This window comes from Pseudomonas sp. B21-017, from assembly GCF_024749245.1.
Taxonomy (GTDB): domain Bacteria; phylum Pseudomonadota; class Gammaproteobacteria; order Pseudomonadales; family Pseudomonadaceae; genus Aquipseudomonas.
Genome location: NZ_CP087194.1, coordinates 926,945 through 949,281 on the forward strand (window position 1 = coordinate 926,945; position 22,337 = coordinate 949,281).

The 22,337-nt window shown below is 60.3% G+C and carries 19 protein-coding genes; 11 read left to right on the top strand and 8 right to left on the bottom strand.

Going from position 1 to position 22,337, the window contains the following annotated elements; genetic code table 11:
- Positions 1-84 precede the first annotated feature (84 nt).
- The 4 genes from LOY28_RS04010 (at position 85) to LOY28_RS04025 (ending at position 4,636) form a co-directional block, all read left to right on the top strand.
- The gene (locus LOY28_RS04010) at positions 85-1,347 is read left to right on the top strand and encodes an ATP-binding protein (protein ID WP_018929525.1); all 1,263 of its coding nucleotides are present in this window, start codon (positions 85-87) and stop codon (positions 1,345-1,347) included.
- Complete coding sequence (locus LOY28_RS04015) at positions 1,340-1,900, top strand: response regulator transcription factor (protein WP_018929526.1); 561 nt, start codon at positions 1,340-1,342, stop codon at positions 1,898-1,900. Before LOY28_RS04010 ends, LOY28_RS04015 begins: the two co-directional genes overlap by 8 nt.
- 96 nt (positions 1,901-1,996) lie before the next feature.
- Positions 1,997-3,724, top strand: a complete 1,728-nt coding sequence (locus LOY28_RS04020; RefSeq protein WP_258613116.1) for an ABC transporter ATP-binding protein/permease — start codon at positions 1,997-1,999, stop codon at positions 3,722-3,724.
- Positions 3,725-3,889: 165 nt separating this feature from the next.
- Positions 3,890-4,636: a FadR/GntR family transcriptional regulator gene (locus tag LOY28_RS04025; protein WP_018929528.1), complete on the top strand. Its 747-nt coding sequence runs from the start codon at positions 3,890-3,892 to the stop codon at positions 4,634-4,636.
- A gap of 70 nt (positions 4,637-4,706) precedes the next feature.
- On the opposite strand, the gene LOY28_RS04030 is transcribed toward LOY28_RS04025, so the two are convergent.
- A complete protein-coding gene (locus LOY28_RS04030) occupies positions 4,707-5,081 on the bottom strand; it encodes a hypothetical protein (protein ID WP_018929529.1) in 375 nt (124 codons plus the stop codon).
- Between the two features lie 367 nt (positions 5,082-5,448).
- Here LOY28_RS04030 and kdgD point away from each other — a divergent pair, with 367 nt between their 5' ends.
- From kdgD to garD, 4 genes are all read left to right on the top strand, one after another.
- Complete coding sequence (gene kdgD, locus LOY28_RS04035) at positions 5,449-6,360, top strand: 5-dehydro-4-deoxyglucarate dehydratase (RefSeq protein WP_007939720.1); 912 nt, start codon at positions 5,449-5,451, stop codon at positions 6,358-6,360.
- 59 nt (positions 6,361-6,419) lie between these two features.
- A complete protein-coding gene (locus LOY28_RS04040) occupies positions 6,420-7,865 on the top strand; it encodes an aldehyde dehydrogenase family protein (RefSeq protein ID WP_018929530.1) in 1,446 nt (481 codons plus the stop codon).
- Between the two features lie 100 nt (positions 7,866-7,965).
- A complete protein-coding gene (locus LOY28_RS04045; RefSeq protein WP_018929531.1) occupies positions 7,966-9,333 on the top strand; it encodes an MFS transporter in 1,368 nt (455 codons plus the stop codon).
- Between the two features lie 11 nt (positions 9,334-9,344).
- Positions 9,345-10,898 carry a galactarate dehydratase gene (gene garD / locus LOY28_RS04050; RefSeq protein ID WP_018929532.1) on the top strand — a complete coding sequence of 518 codons (1,554 nt, stop codon included), beginning with the start codon at positions 9,345-9,347 and terminating at the stop codon, positions 10,896-10,898.
- Between the two features lie 137 nt (positions 10,899-11,035).
- On the opposite strand, the gene mksF is transcribed toward garD, so the two are convergent.
- From mksF to mksB, 3 genes are read right to left on the bottom strand one after another with little or no spacing between them, the layout of a single operon-like run.
- The gene (mksF, locus tag LOY28_RS04055) at positions 11,036-13,876 is read right to left on the bottom strand and encodes an Mks condensin complex protein MksF (protein WP_018929533.1); all 2,841 of its coding nucleotides are present in this window, start codon (positions 13,874-13,876) and stop codon (positions 11,036-11,038) included.
- Positions 13,873-14,574, bottom strand: coding sequence for an Mks condensin complex protein MksE (gene mksE, locus LOY28_RS04060; RefSeq protein WP_019651131.1), 702 nt, complete (start codon positions 14,572-14,574; stop codon positions 13,873-13,875). Before mksE ends, mksF begins: the two co-directional genes overlap by 4 nt.
- The gene (gene mksB / locus LOY28_RS04065) at positions 14,564-15,841 is read right to left on the bottom strand and encodes an Mks condensin complex protein MksB (protein WP_258613117.1); all 1,278 of its coding nucleotides are present in this window, start codon (positions 15,839-15,841) and stop codon (positions 14,564-14,566) included. Before mksB ends, mksE begins: the two co-directional genes overlap by 11 nt.
- A gap of 220 nt (positions 15,842-16,061) precedes the next feature.
- On the opposite strand from mksB, the gene LOY28_RS04070 reads away from it, so the two are divergent.
- Together LOY28_RS04070 and rimI are read left to right on the top strand one after the other, a co-directional pair.
- Positions 16,062-16,808, top strand: coding sequence for an energy transducer TonB (locus tag LOY28_RS04070; protein ID WP_258614410.1), 747 nt, complete (start codon positions 16,062-16,064; stop codon positions 16,806-16,808).
- The gene (gene rimI / locus LOY28_RS04075; RefSeq protein ID WP_018929537.1) at positions 16,801-17,253 is read left to right on the top strand and encodes a ribosomal protein S18-alanine N-acetyltransferase; all 453 of its coding nucleotides are present in this window, start codon (positions 16,801-16,803) and stop codon (positions 17,251-17,253) included. Before LOY28_RS04070 ends, rimI begins: the two co-directional genes overlap by 8 nt.
- Before the next feature lie 62 nt (positions 17,254-17,315).
- Here the strand turns inward: rimI and LOY28_RS04080 are convergent, their stop codons facing one another.
- Positions 17,316-17,717 (bottom strand): hypothetical protein, encoded by a 402-nt coding sequence (locus LOY28_RS04080; protein WP_018929538.1) that lies wholly within the window; start codon positions 17,715-17,717, stop codon positions 17,316-17,318.
- A gap of 183 nt (positions 17,718-17,900) precedes the next feature.
- Between LOY28_RS04080 and can the strand changes: the two genes are divergently transcribed.
- On the top strand, positions 17,901-18,545 hold the full coding sequence (gene can / locus LOY28_RS04085) for a carbonate dehydratase (RefSeq protein WP_007939732.1): 645 nt from the start codon (positions 17,901-17,903) through the stop codon (positions 18,543-18,545).
- Positions 18,546-18,552: 7 nt separating this feature from the next.
- Here the strand turns inward: can and LOY28_RS04090 are convergent, their stop codons facing one another.
- The 3 genes from LOY28_RS04090 to LOY28_RS04100 all read right to left on the bottom strand — a co-directional run bounded on the left by LOY28_RS04090 (position 18,553) and on the right by LOY28_RS04100 (position 22,245).
- On the bottom strand, positions 18,553-19,077 hold the full coding sequence (locus LOY28_RS04090) for an SET domain-containing protein-lysine N-methyltransferase (RefSeq protein ID WP_026286676.1): 525 nt from the start codon (positions 19,075-19,077) through the stop codon (positions 18,553-18,555).
- 181 nt (positions 19,078-19,258) lie between these two features.
- Positions 19,259-20,431 carry a hypothetical protein gene (locus LOY28_RS04095; RefSeq protein ID WP_258613118.1) on the bottom strand — a complete coding sequence of 391 codons (1,173 nt, stop codon included), beginning with the start codon at positions 20,429-20,431 and terminating at the stop codon, positions 19,259-19,261.
- A 116-nt stretch (positions 20,432-20,547) separates the two neighbouring features.
- Positions 20,548-22,245 (bottom strand): acid phosphatase, encoded by a 1,698-nt coding sequence (locus LOY28_RS04100; RefSeq protein WP_258613119.1) that lies wholly within the window; start codon positions 22,243-22,245, stop codon positions 20,548-20,550.
- Positions 22,246-22,337 lie beyond the last annotated feature (92 nt).

The window sequence follows — 22,337 nt, forward strand, 5'->3', positions numbered from 1 at the left end:
GTCGTTTGCCGCACTTTCGCCTCTCAGGCCCGCGGCTTGGTTATACTCCGTGCGATCCGCCTGGAGCGCTCATCAGGAGAGCTCATGCTCGCCCCCGTACAATTGACTTCCGCCACTCGCCAGAACCTCTGGCGGCTGACTTTCATCCGGATTCTGGTGCTCGCCGCCCAGGCCGGCTCCGTAGGCCTGGCCTACTGGCTCCAGCTGCTGCCGTTGCCGTGGGTGCCGCTGGCGATGACCCTGGGCTGTTCGACGCTGTTGTGTGTGTTCACCGCCGTGCGCCTGCGCACTTCGTGGCCGGTTACCGAGCTTGAATACGCCCTGCAACTGGCCTGCGACCTGTTTATCCACAGCGCCTTGTTGTATTTCTCCGGTGGTTCGACCAACCCGTTCGTCTCTTATTACCTGGTGCCGCTGACCATCGCCGCCGTGACGCTGCCGTGGCGCTATTCGGTGATTCTGTCGGGTATCGCCCTGGCGCTGTATACGTTGCTGCTGGCGCGGTTCTACCCGCTGGAAACCTTCCCCATCGCCCGGGAAAACCTGCAGATCTACGGCATGTGGTTGAGTTTTGCCTTGGCCGCCGCCGTCATCACCTTCTTTGCTGCACGCATGGCTGAAGAGCTGCGTCGGCAGGAAGAGCTGCGTGCGATCCGTCGCGAGGAAGGCCTGCGCGATCAGCAATTGCTGGCCGTCGCGACTCAGGCTGCCGGTGCCGCCCATGAACTGGGCACGCCGCTGGCGACCATGAGCGTGTTGCTCAAAGAGATGCAGCAGGATCACCCCGACCCGATGTTGCAGGACGATTTGAAGGTTTTGCAGGATCAGGTCAAGTTGTGCAAGGAAACCTTGCAGCAACTGGTGCGCGCCGCCGAGGCCAACCGTCGTATGGCGGTGGAGATGCAGGATGTCACCGACTGGCTCGACGAAGCGCTCAACCGCTGGCACCTGATGCGTCCTGAGGCCAGTTATCGCTTCCAGCGTCTGGGCCAGGGCACGGTGCCGCGCATGGCGCCGCCGCCGGATTTGACTCAAGCGCTGTTGAACCTGCTGAACAACGCCGCCGATGCCTGCCCTGAAGGCTTGCAAGTGACCCTGGACTGGACCGTCGAAGACTTGACCATCAGCATTCGCGACCATGGTGCCGGTGTACCGCTGGCTATCGCCGAGCAGATCGGCAAACCGTTTTTTACCACCAAGGGCAAAGGTTTCGGCCTGGGCCTGTTTTTGAGCAAGGCCAGCGTGACACGCGCCGGCGGCTCAGTGAAACTCTACAGTCATGAGGAAGGCGGCACGCTCACCGAGCTGCGCCTGCCCCGTGTCGCCCGAGGAGACGAACATGAGTGACGAGATCCAAGTTGAAGGCGAAGAACTGCCGCATTTGCTGCTGGTAGACGACGATGCAACCTTCACCCGCGTGATGGCCCGCGCCATGGCCCGCCGTGGTTTTCGCGTCAGCACTGCAGGTTCCGCCGAAGAGGGCCTGACCATCGCCCAGGCCGATATCCCTGATTACGCCGCGCTGGACCTGAAAATGGACGGCGATTCAGGCCTGGTGTTGCTGCCAAAGCTGCTCGAACTCGACCCGGAGATGCGCGTGGTGATCCTCACCGGTTACTCGAGCATTGCCACCGCCGTCGAGGCAATCAAGCGCGGCGCCTGCAATTACCTGTGCAAACCTGCGGATGCCGATGACGTGCTGGCCGCGCTGCTCTCCGAGCACGCCGACCTCGACAGCCTGGTGCCGGAAAACCCGATGTCCGTGGACCGTCTCCAGTGGGAGCACATCCAGCGCGTCCTGACCGAGCACGAAGGCAACATCTCCGCCACCGCCCGTGCCCTGGGCATGCACCGCCGCACGCTGCAGCGCAAACTGCAGAAGCGTCCGGTCCGTCGCTGAACGAGCGCTGAACGGTTATCGCCAGCTCTCGCGATCACACGAGCCGATCATCTATGATCGGTTCTTGTGTGTTCTTTTCTTTATCGAGCCTTATCCATGAATCAGAACGCTGAATATTCCGCGGTCAACGATGCTGTGCGCGGGCAGTTTTTTCGCAAAGTGTGGGCGATGACCACGCCTTACTGGCGCAGCGAAGAGAAGGGCAAGGCCTGGACGCTGTTGATCGCTGTGATTGCGCTGTCATTGTTCAGCGTGGCGATTTCGGTGTGGATCAACAGTTGGTACAAAGACTTCTATAACGCCCTGCAAAAGAAGGACGAAGCAGCCTTCTGGCAGCTGATTCTGTATTTCTGCGGCATCGCCGCCGTGGCAATTCTTGGTGCGGTGTATCGGCTTTATCTGACTCAGATGCTGACCATTCGCTGGCGAGCCTGGCTCACCGAAAAGCACTTCGCCCGCTGGCTAGGCAGCAAGAATTACTATCAGCTGGAGCAGGGCGGTTACACCGATAACCCGGACCAGCGGATTTCCGAAGACCTCAATAAGTTCACCACCAACACCTTGGGCCTGGGCCTTGGGCTGATACGGAACATCGTCAGCCTGGTGTCGTTTTCGATCATTTTGTGGGGCGTGTCGGGCAGCATCGAAGTGTTTGGCTTCACGATCCCCGGCTACATGTTCTGGTGCGCACTGGTTTACGCCGCCGTCGGCAGCTGGCTGACGCATGTGATCGGTCGTCGCTTGATCAGCCTCAACAACAACCAGCAACGTTTCGAAGCCGACTTGCGTTTCTCCATGGTGCGGGTCCGCGAAAATGCGGAGAGCATTGCGCTGTACAACGGCGAACCCAACGAGAACCGTCGTCTGAGCAGTCGCTTCGGCCTGGTTTGGCACAACTTCTGGGACATCATGAAAGTGTCCAAGCGCCTGACTTTCTTCACCGCCGGTTATGCCCAGATTGCAATCATCTTTCCATTCATGGTCGCTGCGCCGCGTTACTTCGCCGGCAAGATCGAACTTGGTGAGCTGATGCAAATCAACTCCGCGTTCGGCAATGTGCAGGAGAACTTCAGCTGGTTCATCAGCGCGTACCAGGACCTTGCCGAGTGGCGCGCCACCTGTGATCGTCTGCTGAGTTTCCGTCAGGCCATGACCGACAACGAAGAGCGCGCGCCGGCCATCGACGTGCAGAGTCAGGGTTCGGCACTACGGGTGCATAACCTTGGTCTTGACCTCGCTGACGGTCGTCATTTGCTGACCAATGCCGACATGACCGTGGAGGAGGGCGAGCGCGTCATGCTCAGCGGTCGTTCTGGCAGCGGCAAGTCGACCTTGCTGCGAGCGATGGGGCACCTTTGGCCAGCCGGCCACGGCAGCATTCGCCTGCCGACGGCGCGTTATCTGTTCCTGCCGCAAAAACCCTATCTGCCGATTGGCAGCCTGCGTGAGGCGTTGAGTTATCCACAACCGGGCGACACCTACCCGCACGAGCGCTACGTCCACGTGCTGGAAACCAGCCGCTTGCCGCACCTGGTTTCACGTCTGGATGAAGCCAATCACTGGCAGCGCATGCTTTCGCCGGGTGAGCAGCAACGTCTGGCCTTCGCCCGTGCGCTGCTGTATGCGCCGCAATGGCTGTACATGGACGAAGCCACCTCGGCGATGGACGAAGAGGATGAAGCGTCGTTGTATCAGGCGTTGATCGATGAATTGCCGGGGCTGAGCATTGTCAGCGTCGGCCATCGCAGCAGCCTGAAACGTTTCCATCCACGGCATGTGCGCATCGAGAATGGTCACCTGGTGGACCAGGCCGTGACCGCCTGAACCTGTGGGAGTGTGGCATGCCCGCGATGAACGATAACGCGGTTCGTCAGGAAACCGCGTCAAGGCCATCGCGGGCATGCCACGCTCCCACAGGTCAACGGTGATCGTACAACCCGCATGCGCTATGATGCGGTTTCAGCCGTTTTTTCGAGACAGACGTTCACCATGGAAAACCCGATCGACGCACCTCGCCTCCCTCGCAAGCGCCGCAGCCTCGCACAGGAATTGGTGACGGTGTTGTCCGAGCAGATCCGCGACGGTCAGCTCAAGCGTGGCGACAAATTGCCCACCGAGTCGGCGATCATGAATGCCCATGGCGTCAGCCGCACCGTGGTGCGTGAAGCGATCTCCCGTTTGCAGGCCGCAGGGCAAGTGGAAACCCGTCACGGCATCGGCACCTTCGTGCTCGACACCCCGAGCCCGAGCGGTTTTCGCATCGACCCGGCGACCGTGGTGACCTTGCGCGACGTATTGGCGATTCTGGAACTGCGCATCAGCCTGGAAGTGGAGTCCGCCGGCCTTGCCGCGCAACGTCGCAGCCCGGAGCAGTTAGCGGCGATGCGTGAGGCGCTGGACGCCCTCAACGAAAGTGCCGCCCACGCCGGCGATGCCGTGGCGTCGGACTTCCAGTTCCACCTGCAAATCGCCCTGGCCACCGGCAACCGCTACTTCACTGACATCATGACCCACCTTGGCACCAGCATCATTCCGCGCACACGCCTCAACTCCGCGCGCCTGGCCCATGACGACCAGCAGCACTACATGAGTCGCCTGAGCCGTGAACACGAAGAGATTTACGATGCGATTGCCCGGCAGGATTCCGATGCGGCGCGGGCGGCGATGCGCTTGCACCTGACCAATAGCCGTGAGCGGCTGCGCCAGGCGCATGAAGAGGCGCAGGCGCAAGGTTGAACGGTGCGTGGCAGGAATTCGTTCTACTCAAAAAAGCGCCTGACCGGTAAACGATCAGGCACGATGAGGGTCAGGCTTCGATAAACAGTATCAGGGGCTCAGAACACGGCTCCAGACTCGACTCGTCCGCGAGTTTGTAGCGCAATTCCACTTCTGTGTTCAGGTACTTTTCCAGTTCTGTTTTGGGGATTCGCAGTTCAATTCCCGTCAGTTTTACCATGTCGTCGCAGGCGTCGTCCCAGACGCCGGTAGGCTCTGCGAGGCCCTCCCAGTCAGGCTCTTCCGTATTTGTGCCGAGGATCGGGTAGACATCCCAGTTCGGCGGAATATCGTTCGGGTCCGGCACGCGGACGATCAAGTCTTCACTTAGGGGCGATAGCTGGATGGTTGCCCGATCGGCTGAGTGCTCCGGGAACTGCGGAAGGTGTGCAATAGCAAAAGTCATGTTGAATCGCTCTCCTTGAAAGATCTGCCGCGATCCTTCGCGGCAGTCGTCGCACTTTACCGGGCGCATCGGTGATCTGCCGAACCCGATCATGACCAGGCATTTCAAGGTTCAACACTGCGCGCAGGCAATGATCCTGGGGCGTTGAGTGAAAAATCCCCGAGGGTACTCTTCCGACAACGTATCTCCCTCCTAAGCTTGAAAGGCGCCGCTTTCACCCCTTTAAACAACAATGTTGTCTGACAAAAATACCCACCCAGCGATGAAATGCAGTTGACGGTTGTATTTTAAGTTGTACGATGACCTACAACTTCGGCGAAGGCTGAACGGTTTTCTCACACAACGTTGCTACCAGGGTGTTCGAATAATGAATCCACAAGAACTGAAGTCCATCCTCTCTTCCGGCTTGCTGTCGTTCCCGGTCACCGACTTCAATGCCCAGGGCGATTTCCATCGCGCGGGCTACATCAAGCGTCTCGAGTGGCTGGCCCCATACGGCGCCTCGGCGTTGTTCGCCGCAGGCGGTACCGGTGAGTTCTTCTCTCTGGCGGCCAGCGAATATTCGGAAATCATCAAGACTGCGGTCGACACCTGCGCCAGCAGCGTGCCAATCCTCGCCGGTGTCGGTGGTTCGACCCGCCAGGCTATCGAGTACGCTCAGGAAGCCGAGCGCCTGGGCGCCAAAGGCCTGTTGCTGCTGCCGCACTACCTGACCGAAGCCAGCCAGGACGGCGTTGCCGCGCACGTTGAAGCCGTGTGCAAATCGGTAAAAATCGGTGTGGTGGTCTACAACCGCAACGTCTGCCGCCTGACCGCGCCGCTGCTGGAACGACTGGCCGAGCGCTGCCCGAACCTGATCGGCTACAAGGATGGCCTGGGCGATATCGAGCTGATGGTGTCGATCCGTCGCCGCCTCGGCGATCGTTTCAGCTACTTGGGCGGCTTGCCGACTGCTGAAGTCTACGCCGCGGCCTACAAGGCTTTGGGCGTACCGGTTTATTCCTCGGCGGTGTTCAACTTCATCCCGAAAACCGCGATGGATTTCTACCACGCCATTGCTCGCGAAGATCACGCCACCGTCGGCAAGATCATTGATGACTTCTTCCTGCCGTACCTGGATATCCGCAACCGCAAGGCCGGTTACGCGGTGAGCATCGTCAAGGCCGGGGCAAAAATCGCCGGCTATGACGCAGGCCCGGTGCGTGCACCGCTGACCGATCTGACGGGCGAAGAGTACGAAATGCTCGCCGCGCTGATCGACAAGCAGGGCGCGCAGTAACACTCGATAAAACCAGGGCCGCTGAGCAATCAGCGGCTTTTTGCGTGAGGAGATTTGTTGTGGCAGATGCAAAGCGTTTTGATAACTACATCAACGGTGAATGGGTGACGGGCAGTGATTACTGCGCCAACATCAACCCGTCCGAGCTGAGCGATACCCTCGGCGACTATGCCAAGGCTGATCTGGCGCAGGTCCACGCCGCCATCGACGCCGCCCGCGCCGCGTTCCCGGCGTGGTCCACTTCCGGTATTCAGGCTCGGCACGATGCGCTGGATAAAGTCGGCAGCGAGATCCTCGCCCGTCGCGAAGAACTCGGCACGTTGCTGGCCCGGGAAGAGGGCAAGACCCTACCCGAAGCCATCGGCGAAGTGACCCGCGCCGGCAACATCTTCAAGTTCTTCGCCGGTGAATGCCTGCGTCTGTCCGGTGACTACGTGCCGTCGGTGCGTCCGGGCGTCAATGTCGAAGTCACTCGCGAAGCGCTGGGCGTGGTCGGCCTGATCACGCCATGGAACTTTCCGATCGCGATCCCGGCGTGGAAAATCGCTCCGGCTTTGGCTTACGGCAACTGCGTGGTGCTGAAACCTGCCGATCTGGTGCCGGGCTGTGCCTGGGCTCTGGCGGAAATCATCTCCCGCGCCGGTTTCCCGGCCGGCGTGTTCAACCTGGTGATGGGCAGCGGGCGAGTAGTCGGCGAGGCGCTGGTCAACAGCCCGAAAGTCGATGGCATCAGCTTCACCGGTTCGGTCGGCGTGGGCCGGCAGATCGCGGTCAATTGCGTGTCGCGCCAGGCCAAGGTGCAGCTGGAGATGGGCGGCAAGAACCCGCAGATCATTCTCGACGATGCCGACCTCAAGCAAGCGGTCGAACTGTCGGTGCAGAGCGCGTTCTACTCCACCGGCCAGCGTTGCACCGCGTCGAGCCGTCTCATCGTCACCGCCGGGATTCACGACAAATTCGTCGAAGCCATGGCTGAGCGCATGAAGTCGATCAAGGTCGGTCATGCGTTGAAGTCCGGCACCGACATCGGCCCTGTGGTCTCGCAAGCGCAGTTGGAACAGGACCTGAAGTACATCGACATCGGCCAGTCCGAAGGTGCGCGTCTGGTCAGCGGCGGTGGTCTGGTAACGTGCGACACCGAGGGTTACTTCCTCGCCCCGACGCTGTTTGCCGACAGCGAAGCTGCGATGCGCATCAGCCGCGAAGAGATCTTCGGCCCGGTGGCCAACATCGTTCGCGTAGCGGATTACGACGCTGCACTGGAAATGGCCAACGACACCGAGTTCGGCCTGTCGGCGGGTATCGCCACTACGTCGCTGAAGTACGCCAACCACTTCAAGCGCCATTCCCAGGCTGGGATGGTGATGGTCAACCTGCCGACCGCCGGTGTGGATTACCACGTTCCGTTCGGTGGGCGTAAAGGTTCATCCTATGGTTCACGTGAGCAAGGTCGCTATGCGCAAGAGTTCTACACGGTCGTAAAAACTGCCTACATCGGTTCCTGATACACCGCAATACCTGTAGGCGCCGGCTCCCATAAAAGCCGGCGCCTACAAATAAATCGTTATTACCCGCATAAAAATAATCAGTGGGAGTACATCTACAATGCAATCGACCAAGCCGACTCACGTCCGCTATTTGATTTTGCTCATGCTGTTTCTGGTGACCACGATCAACTACGCCGACCGGGCGACCATCGCGATCGCCGGCTCCAGCCTGCAAAAAGACCTCGGCATCGACGCGGTCACTCTCGGTTATATCTTCTCCGCATTCGGTTGGGCCTACGTGGCCGGGCAAATTCCCGGTGGCTGGTTGCTGGACCGGTTCGGTTCGAAAAAAGTCTATGCCCTGAGCATCTTTACCTGGTCGCTGTTCACCGTACTGCAAGGCTATGTCGGTGAGTTCGGGCTTTCCACCGCCGTCGTCGCGCTGTTCATGCTGCGCTTTCTGGTGGGCCTGGCCGAAGCGCCATCCTTCCCCGGCAACGCACGCATCGTAGCGGCGTGGTTCCCGACCGCAGAACGCGGCACCGCCTCGGCGATCTTCAACTCGGCGCAATACTTCGCCACCGTACTGTTTGCGCCGCTGATGGGCTGGATCGTCTACAGCTTCGGCTGGCAGCACGTGTTCATCGTCATGGGCGTGATCGGCATCATCTTCTCGGGGATCTGGCTGAAAGTTATCCACAGTCCGCGCCAGCACCCGATGATCAACGACGCCGAGTTCAAGCACATCGCCGACAACGGCGGCATGGTCGACATGGACCAGGACAAAGGTAAAGGCAAAAAGGTCGACGGTCCGAAGTGGGACTACATCCGCCAGTTGCTGACCAACCGCATGATGCTCGGCGTGTACCTGGGCCAGTACTGCATCAACGGCATCACCTACTTCTTCCTGACCTGGTTCCCGGTGTACCTGGTGCAAGAACGCGGCATGACCATCCTCAAGGCCGGTTTCATTGCCTCGTTGCCGGCAATCTGCGGGTTTATCGGTGGCGTGCTCGGCGGAGTGATTTCTGACTATCTGCTGCGCAAGGGCCACTCGCTGACCTTCGCCCGCAAGGCGCCGATCATCGCCGGTCTGCTGGTTTCCAGCAGCATCGTGGCTTGCAACTATGTCGATATTGAATGGATGGTGGTCGGCTTCATGGCCCTGGCCTTCTTCGGCAAAGGCGTGGGCGCATTGGGCTGGGCGGTAGTGTCCGATACCTCGCCGAAACAGATCGCCGGTTTGAGTGGTGGCCTGTTCAACATGTTCGGCAACATTGCGTCGATCACCACGCCGATTGTCATCGGTTACATCATCAGCTCCACCGGCTCCTTCAAATGGGCGCTGGTGTTCGTCGGTTGCAATGCGCTGGTCGCGGTATTCAGCTACCTGGTGATCGTTGGCCCGATCAAACGTGTGGTACTCAAAGAGCCGCCAGTCAGCGGTCCTGAAACGAACAACAAGTTATCTGAAGCGCATTCCTGAGGAGCGGCGTCATGCAGTTGATTGAACATTCCGACTCGCCGCGCTACATCCGCCTGCACGAGCGGGACAATGTGGTGATCGTGGTCAACGATCAGGGCGTACCGGCCGGCACCGAATTCCCCGATGGCCTGGTCACCGTGGATTTCGTGCCGCAGAGCCACAAGGTCACCCTTGAGGACATTCCCGAGGGCGGCCAGGTGATTCGGTACGGCCAGACGATCGGCTACGCGTTGCAGCCGATTCCTCGCGGCAGTTGGGTCAAGGAAGATCAACTGCGCATGCCCACCGCGCCACCGCTGGACAGCTTGCCGCTATCCACCGAAGTGCCGGCCGCGCAGGCACCGCTGGAAGGCTTCACCTTCGAGGGCTATCGCAACGCCGACGGCACCGTCGGCACGCGCAACATTCTCGGCATCACCACCACCGTGCAGTGCGTCACCGGCGTGCTGGATCACGCGGTAAAACGCATCAAGGACGAGTTGCTGCCCAAGTACCCGAACGTCGATGACGTGGTGGCGCTGACCCACAGTTACGGCTGCGGCGTGGCGATCACCGCCACCGACGCGTACATCCCGATCCGCACCGTGCGCAATCTGGCGCGCAACCCGAACCTGGGGGGCGAGGCGCTGGTAATCAGCCTGGGCTGCGAGAAATTGCAGGCCGGGCAGGTGATGCATGAGAACGATAGCTCGGTAGATTTGAGCGAGCCGTGGTTGTATCGCTTGCAGGATTCCAGTCACGGTTTCACCGAGATGATCGAGCAGATCATGGCGCTGGCCGAAACCCGTTTGAAGAAGCTCGATCAACGCCGCCGGGAAACCGTGCCGGCGTCCGAGCTGATCCTCGGCATGCAGTGCGGCGGCAGCGATGCGTTCTCCGGGATCACCGCCAACCCGGCCCTGGGCTATGCCTCGGACCTGTTGCTGCGGGCTGGTGCGACGGTGATGTTTTCCGAAGTCACCGAAGTACGCGATGCGATTTACCTGCTGACGTCCCGGGCGGAAACCGAAGAAGTCGCTCAGGAGCTGGTGCGGGAAATGGACTGGTACGACCGTTACCTGGCCAAGGGCGAAGCGGATCGCAGCGCCAACACCACGCCGGGGAACAAGAAGGGCGGGTTGTCGAACATTGTCGAGAAGTCCTTGGGCTCGATCGTCAAGTCCGGCAGCAGTGCGATCAACGGGGTGCTTGGCCCTGGGGAACGGTTCAAGCGCAAAGGGCTGATTTTCTGCGCGACCCCGGCCAGTGATTTTGTCTGCGGGACGTTGCAGTTGGCGGCGGGGATGAACCTGCATGTGTTCACCACCGGGCGTGGTACGCCTTATGGATTGGCGATGGCGCCAGTGGTGAAGGTCTCGACTCGCACAGAACTGGCGCAGCGCTGGCCGGACCTGATCGACATCGATGCCGGGCGGATTGCCACCGGGCGGGCGTCGATCGAAGACCTCGGCTGGGAGTTGTTCCACTACTACCTGGACGTGGCCAGCGGCAAGAAACAGACGTGGGCGGAGCAGCACAAGCTGCATAACGACATCACCTTGTTCAACCCGGCGCCGATCACGTAAGACAGCGTTATCGTTCATTGCGGGCTTGTCCGCGAAGGGGCCTTGGAACTGACTGAAGGTTTCAAGAATGTACCCATAAATAAAAAGGCCGCGATCCATATTGGATCGCGGCCTTTTCATTGGCTTCGATTCAGGCGTCAGACCGCATCCAGCTCCGGTTCGTCCGCCTGGATGTTAACGGTTGCTTTCACTTCATCGTGACGACGGATGAACTTCCAGTCCGCCTCGTCGATGTAGATACCGTTCGGGCCGCTGCCGCCTTCCAGGTCGATGGCGACGCTGGCGCAGACTTGCGGCTTCACACTCGCCAGGATCGGCACGAAGCCCAGTTGCAGGCTGGTTTCCAACAGCGCTGCCTGGTTCTTCTCGTCGATGTCCGCTGCCTCGTCGAGGTAGTACGGCAGGCGCACGCGACCAGCCTGGTCGCGGTCCATCAAGTGCAGCAACAAGTACATGTTGGTCAGCGCCTTGATGGTCATGGTGGTGCCGTTGGACGCCGCGCCGTCGATGTCGGTGTGGATCACCGGTTGGCCATTGACCTTGGTGATCTCGAACGCCAGCTCGAACAGATCCTTGAGACCGAGCTGGTTGTGGTTGGCCGCCACCAGCCGTGCCAGGTATTCCTTGGCTTCTTCGTTCTTGTTGTCCTGCTCGGCGCTTTGGCTCAAGTCGAAGACGGAGAGGGTTTCGCCTTCTTCGTACTGACCGGCGCTGTGGATGATCTGGTCAATGTGCTTGAGCGCTTCCTTGTTCGGCGCGAGCACGATACGGAAACTCTGCAGGTTGGAGACCTGACGTTTGTTGATCTCACGGTTGAACAGCGCCAGTTGATGTTCGAGGCTGTCGTAGTCGCTGCGGATGTTGCGCAGGGTCCGGGCGATGTCGGTAACCGCCGCGCGACGCGCCTTGCCGAGGGTCAGGGCTTCATCGGTACGGTGTGCGTACGCGTTGATCAGCAGTTGCAGGCGACGTTCCATATCGTCTTCGCTGTCGAACTTGGCCACGCCCTTGAGGCGAACCTGCGCGTAGAGCGCGTCGATCTGCCCGTCGGCCCGCAGCAGGCCTTGCCAGCTGTCCTGATAGTCATTGAGCAATGGCAGCAGGTTGTCCATGGAATCGTCGACCGGGTCCATGAACGGTGTGCCGAACGGCAGGTCCGCCGGCAACAGCTGACGGCGGCGCAGGGCATCGTCGAGGGTGCGTTGCTTGGCTTCCATGTCACCGATCTGCCGGCCAACCAGTTGCAGCTTGGCCGACAGTTGCTGGACGCGTTCGGTGAAGGCATCGCTGGAGCGTTTCAACTCGTCCTGGGCGGCTTCCATCTGCGCCAATTGCTCAAGCTTGTCGCCTTCTTCGGCGCTCAGGGTTTGCGCGCGGCGGAAGTCTTCCAGGGCTTTCTGCGCATCCAGCACTTGCTGGTACAGCGCTTCGGTCTGGGTCTTGCTGGCCGCACGGTCGGCTGCTACGGCTTGCTGGGTTTTCAGTTGCTTGAGTTCTTTGTCCAGACGCTCTTTCTGATCGCGCAGTGCCGCACGGTCGGCCAAGGCTTGCAGGGCCGGCGGCTCGATGTGCGACAGGTCGATGGACAGGCCCGGCACTTCGAAGCGCTCGCCTTTGAAGCCATCGAGGATCAGCTCCATGGATTTGACCCATTCACCGTCCTCATCCAGCGCAATGCCGTGTTCGCCCAACGGCAGGCTGAACAGCGCGCTGTTGAACAGCCGCATCAGGCGCTCGACGTCCTGCTGCGAGAACTCTTCGCGCAGACGGGCATAGCTGTTGTTGTCGGCGTGATCGAGTTGTTGCTTCACCGATTTCAGGCGTTTTTCCAGATCCCGCAGACGCTCTTCCAGGTCTTCGGCCGAAAACTGCCGCGACTGGGCCAGCGCACCGGCCAGTTCATCGTGCGCGTCCTTGGCGGCGAGCAATTGCTGTTCGAGGACTTTGACGTCATCGACCAGGGCGAAGCGATGCTTGAGCACCGACAGTTCGCCGAGCCAGCGCTGGATGCCGGTGATTTCCCGCTCCAGGCGCATCAGCTCTTGAGTGCCGCCACGCTGATCGTTTTGCAGAGCATCCTGCTCGTTGCGGTAGTGCTCGGCCTGAATCGTCAGTTCTTCCTTGCGAGCACTGGCGTAGTCCGACCAGGTGCCGAGCAGGGAATCGAGCAGCGGCGACAGGCGATGCAGTTTGCCGCGCAGGATATCCCGCTGTTTCACGCCGTTGGCCAAGGCTTCGACCAAGGGACCGGCCGCGACCAGCGAGTTGTAGTCCTGCTCCATGCGGCGGACATCGCGGAACGCTTCTTCGCACGCGGCGATGTAATCGACACTGCCGGAACGCAGGCTGTGTTCGAAGGCATCGAGGAACAGCTGCTTGAGCTTGGCCGCGGTGATTTCACGCATGTGCAGCAGGTTGATGAACAGGGCGCGGAAGGTCTTCAGGCTCTGCTCACTGGTGGAGCGCAGCGGGATCAGCGTCAGGTCGAGCGGAATCGAGGTGTGGCCGCCCACCAGCAAACGACGCAGTTCATCCGGCTTGAGTTCGTAGGCTTTCAGGCCTTCGCGCTCAAGATTGGTGAACAGCTCTTTCTGCCGCAGGCAGGTGTCGTCTTTCTGATAATGAGCCAGGTCGAGTTTGCCGGCGTAGGCAAAGAACTGGTGACCGAAACCACCACCCGGGCCGCGACCGACCACGCCAATCACGTGCGGGCCGTGGGGCAGGGAGACTTCGACGAGGATGTAACTGGTGTCCGAGGCGAAGTAGAAACGCCGCGATTGTTCCAGGCTGTACTTGCCGAAACTCATGTCCGACATGCGCGCCAGGATCGGGAACTGCAAGGCGTTGATCGAGGCGGACTTACCAAGGTTGTTCGCGCCGTAGACCGACAGCGGCTCTTCCAGCGGGAACAGGCCGAGGCTGTAACCGGCGGTGTTCAAAAGGGCAAAGCGGCGAATGCCGTAGCGTTCCTTGCTCATGCGTCGGTCTCCTGTTCTTCGGCAATGGCGCGGGCCAGGGCGTCTTCTTCGCTCTCTTCTTCAAACTCGGTGAGATCGAGCGGGTCGTCGGTCTGCAGCAGTTTTTCATCGCTGTCTTCGTCGATCAGCACCGGCGCCGGCAACGGCAGCACGCTGTGCAGGCTGGCGGCCAGGTCGCGGTCTTGCTGGACCGACAGGCAGACATCGAGGAAGCGGTGCATCGGCGGCAGGAAACGGTAGACACCGTTTTCTTCGCCGGCGAATCCGAGCTGGGTCATGCGGCGCATGATTTTTTCTTCGAGTTCTTCGACGGTCTGCACTTCGGCCTGGATAAACAGGTCGCGGTACTTTTCCAGCAACGATGGCAATTCATCGCGACCGAGGCTGCCACCGTCGAGCACGGCGATCGGGTCGCGGCCCTGGTCGGCCAGGTGTTCGACGAGGATGAAGGTGAACAGCGCCAGACGTTGCGCCGTTTTGTTTACCGCCGCCGCAGCCAGGTCCGGCACGAAGTAGTAGAAACCACGGGTGTCGCACACCAGTTCAAAACCCAACGCCTTGAACAGGGTGCGGTACTGGTCCTGGAAGTTCGACAGTTGGGCGTACAGCTCCGGGTCGCGGCGGCTGACGTGGTAGCCCTTGAACAGCTCGCGAAAGATCGGCGCCAGCTGGGACAGTTCGGATAGATCAAGATGCATTTGGGATGCTCGCAGAATCCTCGGCGGCGGTGTCGCGGGCCGAGAGCAGGGCGAAGGAGCGCAGGCTGACCTGATGCTCGTGAGTATGGTAATCGCGGCGTTCCAGACGCTCGCGCTTGAAGCGTTTTTCCCGCGACAGGCGCGAGAACCAATAGAGCAATTCGTCGGTGGCGCCGTCCGGCTCCTGCTCCAGCAGCCAGCTCATCAGGTCCGGCATCGGCAGGGCATCTTCACAACGTTCGAGCATTTCCCGAACCGTGCGTGGCGCGCGCGGGGCTTCGCCTTTCTGGGTCTTGTGGGCCTTGGGGAAACGCGCCGGTTTCGGCTCGAAACGGGCCAGGGCGTAGACATAGGCTTCGACTTGGCTGGCACTGCCGAGGAAGGTGCTTTGCGGGCGGGTGAACAGCGGCATCGCGGCTTGCGGCACCGCATCGATGCCTTTACGACGAATGGCCGACAACGCCAGGGCTGCGCCACGGGTCACGGCGTTGTGCCGGCGGGCTTCTTCGCGCAGCGGCAGCAGCAGCTCGCGGGCGCGACGCAGGGTCAACTGGGCGCTGGTCTGCATTTCGAGGATGCGCGCGTGGGTGCGCAGCAGCATGTCGTCGTCGACCAGATGGCCGAGGCGCTGCTGTTCGGTGAGCATGCGCAACAACACGTTCTCAACCTTGCGCACGCCTTGTTCGAAGGCGCCGTCGGCATTCACCAGCTGAATCATCGGTTCGACGTATTCGTCCCAGGTCGCCAGCACTTCAGCATAACGCTGACGCAGCGGAATCTGCCGGTCGCTGGTCTTGGCCCGTTCGGCGACGGCCACCAAGGCCTGTTCGTCGTTGGCGAGTTTCTTCAGCACGTCCCGCACGCGCATGTCGAGCAGGCGCAACTGGCGCGCCAGATCGTTGCCGTCGCGAATGTCGAAGGCGTCCTGGATGTAACCGGCCAGGCGTTCGAGGTGGCGCAGATAGGCTTCGATTTCCAGGCACAGGCCCAGACGGTGCTCACGGCGCAGGTAAGCGAGGAAGTCATGGATCTGCGCGTTGAGCTCGAAACGGTTCGGGCTTTTCGCCACGGGAACCAGAATGTCGAGGCGAATCCACACGTCCAGCAGGCTGGTGATGTCCTGCGGTGTGCTGTCCAGTTGCTGGGCGGCCAACTGTGAACGCAGTTCGTTGAGGCTCAGGGTGCCTTGGTCGAAGTGCTCGCACAGTGGCTCCAGAAGTGCCCAGTGTTCAGCGAGGGCGCGCAAGACGCGCTTGGGTTCGATCATCGGAATGGCCGGCTGGTTGGCAATTAAAAGCCGCGATTGTACTTCATCGCAGCCGTGTCGATTCACTCTGGGGATGGGCTGTCGCTTCTTCTATCGGTGAAGTCTATCGATCAAGCGTGGGCGATCTTGAGCGAAGGGCGGTAGAATCACCGCACTTTAGTTATCCACAAGTGGCCGACCTTTGCTTATCGAGTCCCGTCGCCGCGCTTATTTGACCGCCATGCAGGTGGTCAACTGGCTGCCGCGCACCGAATTGCCCTTTGCTGCGCCATCGCGGCCCGAACTGCTGGAGATGCCCGAGCCAGCGGTCGTCGCCCCGGTTGCACCTGCTCCGGTGGCGCAGACGCCCGTGGAACCCGCGGCCAAACCGGCCGAGCGGGTGAAAATCGAGGTGCCACGGCCGACGCCATCGGCTGGAAAACCAGCAAGCAAAGCGACGCAAGAGAGCGAAGAGGTACCGCTCGTCGCCAAGCCTGCGCCAGTGCCGCCGCCGCGTTTCGCTCTGCAATTGCTGCGAGCCGGTCGCTGCCTGTTGCTGGTGGAGTTACCCACAGGCGAAACTTTCCAGACCCGCGACCCCGCTTATCTGTTGCTCAAAGACATGCTGCGCGCCGCCGGCCTGCCGGACAGCCCGCAGATCGTCGGCGAGCCGGTGCGCTGGCCGCTGCTGGCTCGCGGCACAATGGACCAAGGGCCGGAAGCGGCTCGGGATTTCGTACAAGGTTTTCTGTCGGCCCGCCTGGAAGACGCACCGTGCGTCTGTCTGTGGCTGATCGGCCTGCCGGCGGTGCGTTTTGCCGGTGAGGCCAGCGCCGAATCCTTCAACCGTGAACTTCAGGTCGAAGGCCTGGGGTCGGTCTGGGCCTTGCCGGGCCTGGAGTTATTAATGGAAGAGCCACAGCGTAAGGCTGATGTCTGGCAAGCCATGCGTCGGCTGATGGCGCGTTGGAAAGAATCGAATGAGTGACGCTGTATCGTTCCGCCCGATGACCGAGGCGGACCTGGACGCTGTACTGAAAATCGAATACGCAGCCTACAGCCATCCCTGGACCCGCGGGATTTTTCTCGATGGCCTGGGCAAGTACCAGATCTGGCTGATGTTCGAAGGGCAGCAGCAGGTCGGTCATGGCGTAGTGCAGATCATCCTTGATGAGGCGCATCTGCTGAACATCACCGTCAAACCGGAAAATCAGGGCCGCGGCCTGGGCTTGACGCTGCTGGAGCATTTGATGTCGATTGCCTACAAGGCTGAGGCGCGGGAATGTTTTCTGGAAGTGCGTGACAGCAACCGGGCGGCATTTCGGTTGTATGAGCGGTATGGGTTTAACGAGATCGGACGTCGGCGGGATTACTACCCGGCGGTTGGCGGGCGAGAAGATGCCGTGGTGATGGCCTGCACCTTGGTTGATTGATCGTTTCTAAAGGCTTCGCGGGCAAGCTTCGCCCGCGAAGGCGTCTGCACGGACGTCAACGATCAAGGCTTGCCGTCCAATGGATCCTGCCGGGCCAGTTCCGCTTCATCCAGCCCATCGCCCCCGCCGATGTCGTCCCCGTCGACAATGCTCAGATCCCAATCCGCCTGGCCGTCTTCACCCGCTTCGTGGGCATCCCGTGCGCCGTCTTCACGGATCAGGGTTTCCGGGCTCAAATCATCGTCGGTGACGTCATTGTCATTGGTCGCGCCGGTCATACCGGCTTTACGGGCGTGCTGGTCGGGAATCTTCTGCGCAAGTTCGCGTTCGGGGATCAGGTCACCGATTCTGGTGCCGGGCTCTTCCTCGTCGAAATCCAGCTCATGCACCGAGCCCATGCGGTCTTCATCGTCGTCGATGGGCTCGGGTGGCTCCTTATCGAACGGACGTCGTGAATCAGTCATGGCTATTCCTCATACTGTAGGCCCTACTACAATTGACCCACTGGACTGCCGAGAATTCCCGCGGGCAGGGAGCGCCGGCTAGCCGCTACATACATCAGGACATCAGGGGGATCTGCATCTCGTGCGTGACCCCGACGGGCGGTTGTCTGTCAAAGCAGTGCATCATTCTCGAGGCTTCATTGCATGAACGACTTACAAGATCTGATTGATAACAACGAACGCTGGGCTGATGCGATCACCCGCGAAGATCCTGATTTTTTTGCCAAGCTAGCCCGTCAGCAAACCCCAGAATACCTGTGGATCGGCTGTTCAGACGCACGCGTGCCAGCCAACGAAATCGTCGGCATGCTGCCGGGTGATCTGTTCGTGCACCGCAACGTGGCCAACGTGGTGCTGCACACCGACCTCAACTGCCTGTCGGTGATTCAGTATGCGGTGGATGTACTCAAGGTCAAACACATCCTGGTGACCGGCCACTACGGCTGCGGCGGTGTACGCGCCTCGATGCAGGATCGTCAGTTGGGCCTGATCGACGGCTGGTTGCGCTCGATTCGTGATCTCTACTATGAAAAACGCGACGAACTGGCCAAGTTGCCCACCGAAGAAGAGCGGGTCGACCGCCTCTGTGAGCTCAATGTGATCCAGCAGGTGGCCAACGTCGGTCACACCAGCATTGTGCAAAATGCCTGGCACCGCGGGCAGAGCCTGTCGATCCACGGCTGCATCTATGGCATCAAGGACGGTCGCTGGAAGAGCCTGAACGCCACCATCAGTGGTTTCGAGCAGTTGCCGCCGCAGTACCGTTTGCGCCCGGTCGAGGCGTTGTAAAAGCCTTTCAGCCGAGACTTCGCCGACGCCAGTGTTGAAAGAACTGTTCACCATTGGCATTCGGTGACTCGTCGTAGCCGATGATCCAGCCACGGCAGCAAGGACAACCGCAGCGGCAGGCGAACTGCCGCAGCAGCTTGTCTTCTGTCGCGGCGAAATCCATCGTCAGTCGGTCACCCTTTTTGATGTCTTTGAGCGCCCATAACCACAGCTCGCTCATATCGAGAAAGACGTTGGGGTCGCAGGAGTGACTCAGCAGACCACTGAAGCACGGATCGTAGACATGGATTCCCGGCGCCAACTGCCGGGTGTGTCGGCAGCGATAGGGCAATAGATGTCCGGAAACACGGCAGATTCGGCTGATGCGGGGGAACTCGCGCAGTGCCGCGACCGCCATTGCCGAGCCCTGAGCGTTATGGATGATTTCAAAGTCGTCTTTGGAGGGGAATCCAAGGCGAAGGGGCAACTCTACAAACGGATAGATGCCATTTGATGACGGCGGTGGTAGTCCTTGTTCGGCATGGCGTCTCATAACAATCCTTGTCAGTTGGGTGCTACGACCTCCGTCTGCTGACATCCTGTCAGCTCTGCAGCACGTGGATACGACACAAGCCTCTCGCAAATGAGATAACCGGTCTACTGTCAGATATGACAGTCGAGAAAAGCTCTTTCCCGCGTCAGCCATGGCTCACGCGGGAAAGACTTCCTTCGTTTTACAAGTGTGGGGCAGATGCGGAGGTCACAAGGGCCGGGGTCTGCAGCTGTTTCAGCTCGGATTTGACCGGCGCTGTCGAGCATTTGGCCACCGCTTGCTCAGGCGTCAGGTTGCGAATCGAGGTGTAGAACAGTTCGCAGGTTTTTTCTTTCTGGGTCACTTGCCAGGTCTGAGTGCAGCTTTTCAGCTGAGCGGTAGGGTCAGTGCCCGGTTTGCTGCCCATTCCGGCTTGCCAGCACGCGGCACTCAAATCCTGCCCCATGACTTTCAGCCCCGCGGCGTCGGCCTTGGCCTGAGCATCGTCGCCGCTATAGGCTTCGGGGTCGGCGGCGTACCAGATGTAGCTCGGGTGGTTGGAACCCAGTACGGGTACCGTCACCCCCTTGCTCGGGCTGATGGTTGCCAGGCCCAATATTTCTACGGTCTGCCCGTATTGTTGCTTGATCCAGTTACGCACCGGTGAACCAAAGGCGACCATTGGCAATGCTGCACCTTTGGCATTCTGGCTGACTTCCTTGACCATGGTGGTCTGGTAGTCCGTGAAGTAGTTGTAGACGCCTTCCAGATCCTTGCCGGCGGTGGACGGCGCGGCAATCGGCGCGATGTCGATGATGGTCTGATAGGCCGGCGTCTGGTCGGCGGGAATGTTGTTGGCGGTCAGCAGCGCGGCCCAGCGGTCGGTGGTCTTGGACTCCAGATAGTCCTGGGCCTGGGTCAGGGAATAATCTGGCGGGAAGTGCAGCAGTTCGACGCTTTTGCGGTTTTCCAGCGCCATGCCCAGCGGCAGGAACAGGTACCAGTTATAGGTCCATTTGCCATCGGCACTCAGCTTGTTGGCACCGTTGTAGGCCAAATCCCCAGCATTGAGCAGTGCGGTCAGTGGCTTGTCATAGCCTTTGGGCACACCGCTGATATGGGCGTGAAGCTGCTTGTTTTCGGTTTTGACCAGCACTTTTGCGGTCTTGTAGCCATCGCGCTGTACGCTTTGGGTCAGGTAATGCTCGACGGTCTGCTCCAGTGTCCAGTTGCGGAAGCAGATGACATTACAGTTGTTGGGGTAGGCGAACAGCCGGGTAACGCGCTCGGTACTGCCCAGATTCAGATCGACATCGGCGTGAGCGGCGGCGCTCAGGGTGAGCGCGGCGAGGGTGAATCCTGCGAGTTTGAACATGCTCAGATCCTTTTCAGCGTGAGCCCTCGGAGGTGGGGCGGGTACATACTGGAACTAGTTGTGTCGAACGGTCTAGTACACAAGTGAAAAGAGCGCCAGTCAGAGCCCCTTTTTCATCAGGCAAAGTGCAGTGTATTGCTCAAATCGCCCATGGGTTTCTGGCCACGGGCAATCATTGCATCGTCCCGCTGCCTGAGGCCATCGAGCTTTTCAAGCTGAAACACCCGGGTGATCAACCGCAGAATCGAGCCAGTGTCATAGACCGTGTGATCCACCATGCCCTTGCGCGCAAACGGCGAAACTACCAGCGTCGGTACCCGCGAGCCCGGCCCCCAGCGGTCGCCCTTGGGCGGTGCGACGTGATCCCACCAACCGCCGTTCTCATCGACCGTGACCACGACCACCATGTTTTTCCACTGCGGGCTTTCCCGCAGCACTTTCAGGGCGCGGACGATGTGCCGGTCGCCGGACGCTACATCGGCGTAACCGGCGTGCATGTTCAGGTTGCCCTGGGGTTTATAGAAACTCACCGCCGGCAGCTTGCCCGCCTCGGCATCGGCAAAGAACTTGTTGGTATTCGATTCATCGCCCAGCCCCGCATCCCGTAGACGTTTACCGCGCTCCAGCGGGTTTTCCGGCCCCTGCCGCTTGAAGTAGTTGAACGGTTGGTGGTGGTACTGGAAGTTCGGGATTTTCGGGATACCGCCAGAGTCCTTGTACTGATCCAGCGTCGCCTGCCAACCTCCGGCATACCAGGCCCAGTCGATGTTTTTCTTCGAGAGCTTGTCGCCTATGTGCTCGTGGGTCTGGGGGACCATGACGTTCGGCAGGTCTGGTTTGGCGTACGCAGGACGCTCCGGGTCGCGAATCCAGGTCGGCCAGTACGGCGGAGCGAGCGTGTTGACCCCATAGCCGTCCGGCGTCAGCGCGCTGGGGCCGAATTGGGGTGGGCCGGTCATGGCGCTGGCTGGGGATTGTTCCAGGGGCTTGAGGCGTGGATCGGCCGGATCATCGCTTTGCAGCGTGGCGATTTGTGTCTTGGCCACCGAGTTGACGGCGTCCGGATAGAACGGCGCGGTGGCGCTGATCAGGTATTGATGGTTGAGAAACGAGCCGCCGAAAGCCCCCTGGAAAAAGTTATCGCAGAGCACAAATTCTTGGGCAACGTCCCACAACCGCAGGGAATATCGACTCTGGGCGTAATGCCCCATGGGCAGGCCACCGGAGTCGCCCCAGGCGACAAAGCCGTCATTTTTGCCACCGTTGATCTGCATCTGGTTCTGATAGAACGCATGCCACAGGTCGCGCGTCACCAGACCGAACGGCAAGTCTTCTGCGTTCGGACCTTTGAGGGCAAAGGGCGCGTTAGGCAGGTGTTCCTGGAACTGGGTTGCGCTGGGGTAAGTCACGCCATCGAGGGTTTGCGGGCCGATCTGCAGCACGCCGCCCCAGACTGGCGGCAGGGTCTGCAACAGGCTGCCATCGCGATCGCGCTGCTGATATTCGACGGGCTTGAGGCCCGAGAGCGGTTTCTCGACGCCAGGGAAGTCGCCGAACAGGTTATTGAAACTACGGTTCTCGGCGTAGATCACCACTACGGTTTTCACCTGGTCGCGTAGGGCTTTGTCCAATTCGACAGGTGAAAGCAGGCGTTCGAGCGGTTTATCCGACTCATCGCCATGACTGCCACAAGCGCTGAGGGTCGCGCCGACACCGAGTACCGCCACGCCACCCAGGAAGCGGCGGCGACTGGTGTCGGTGGGCGTATCTGTTTGCGGGGAAGAGGCGTCGTTGCGGTTTTCTTCATCGTTCATGGCGAGTTCCGTCTTGCTAAGTTATTTCAATATGTTTCGGCGGGACGCTAGCAGCGAGGTGTGACAGAGGGGTTACGTTTGTGAAAACAATA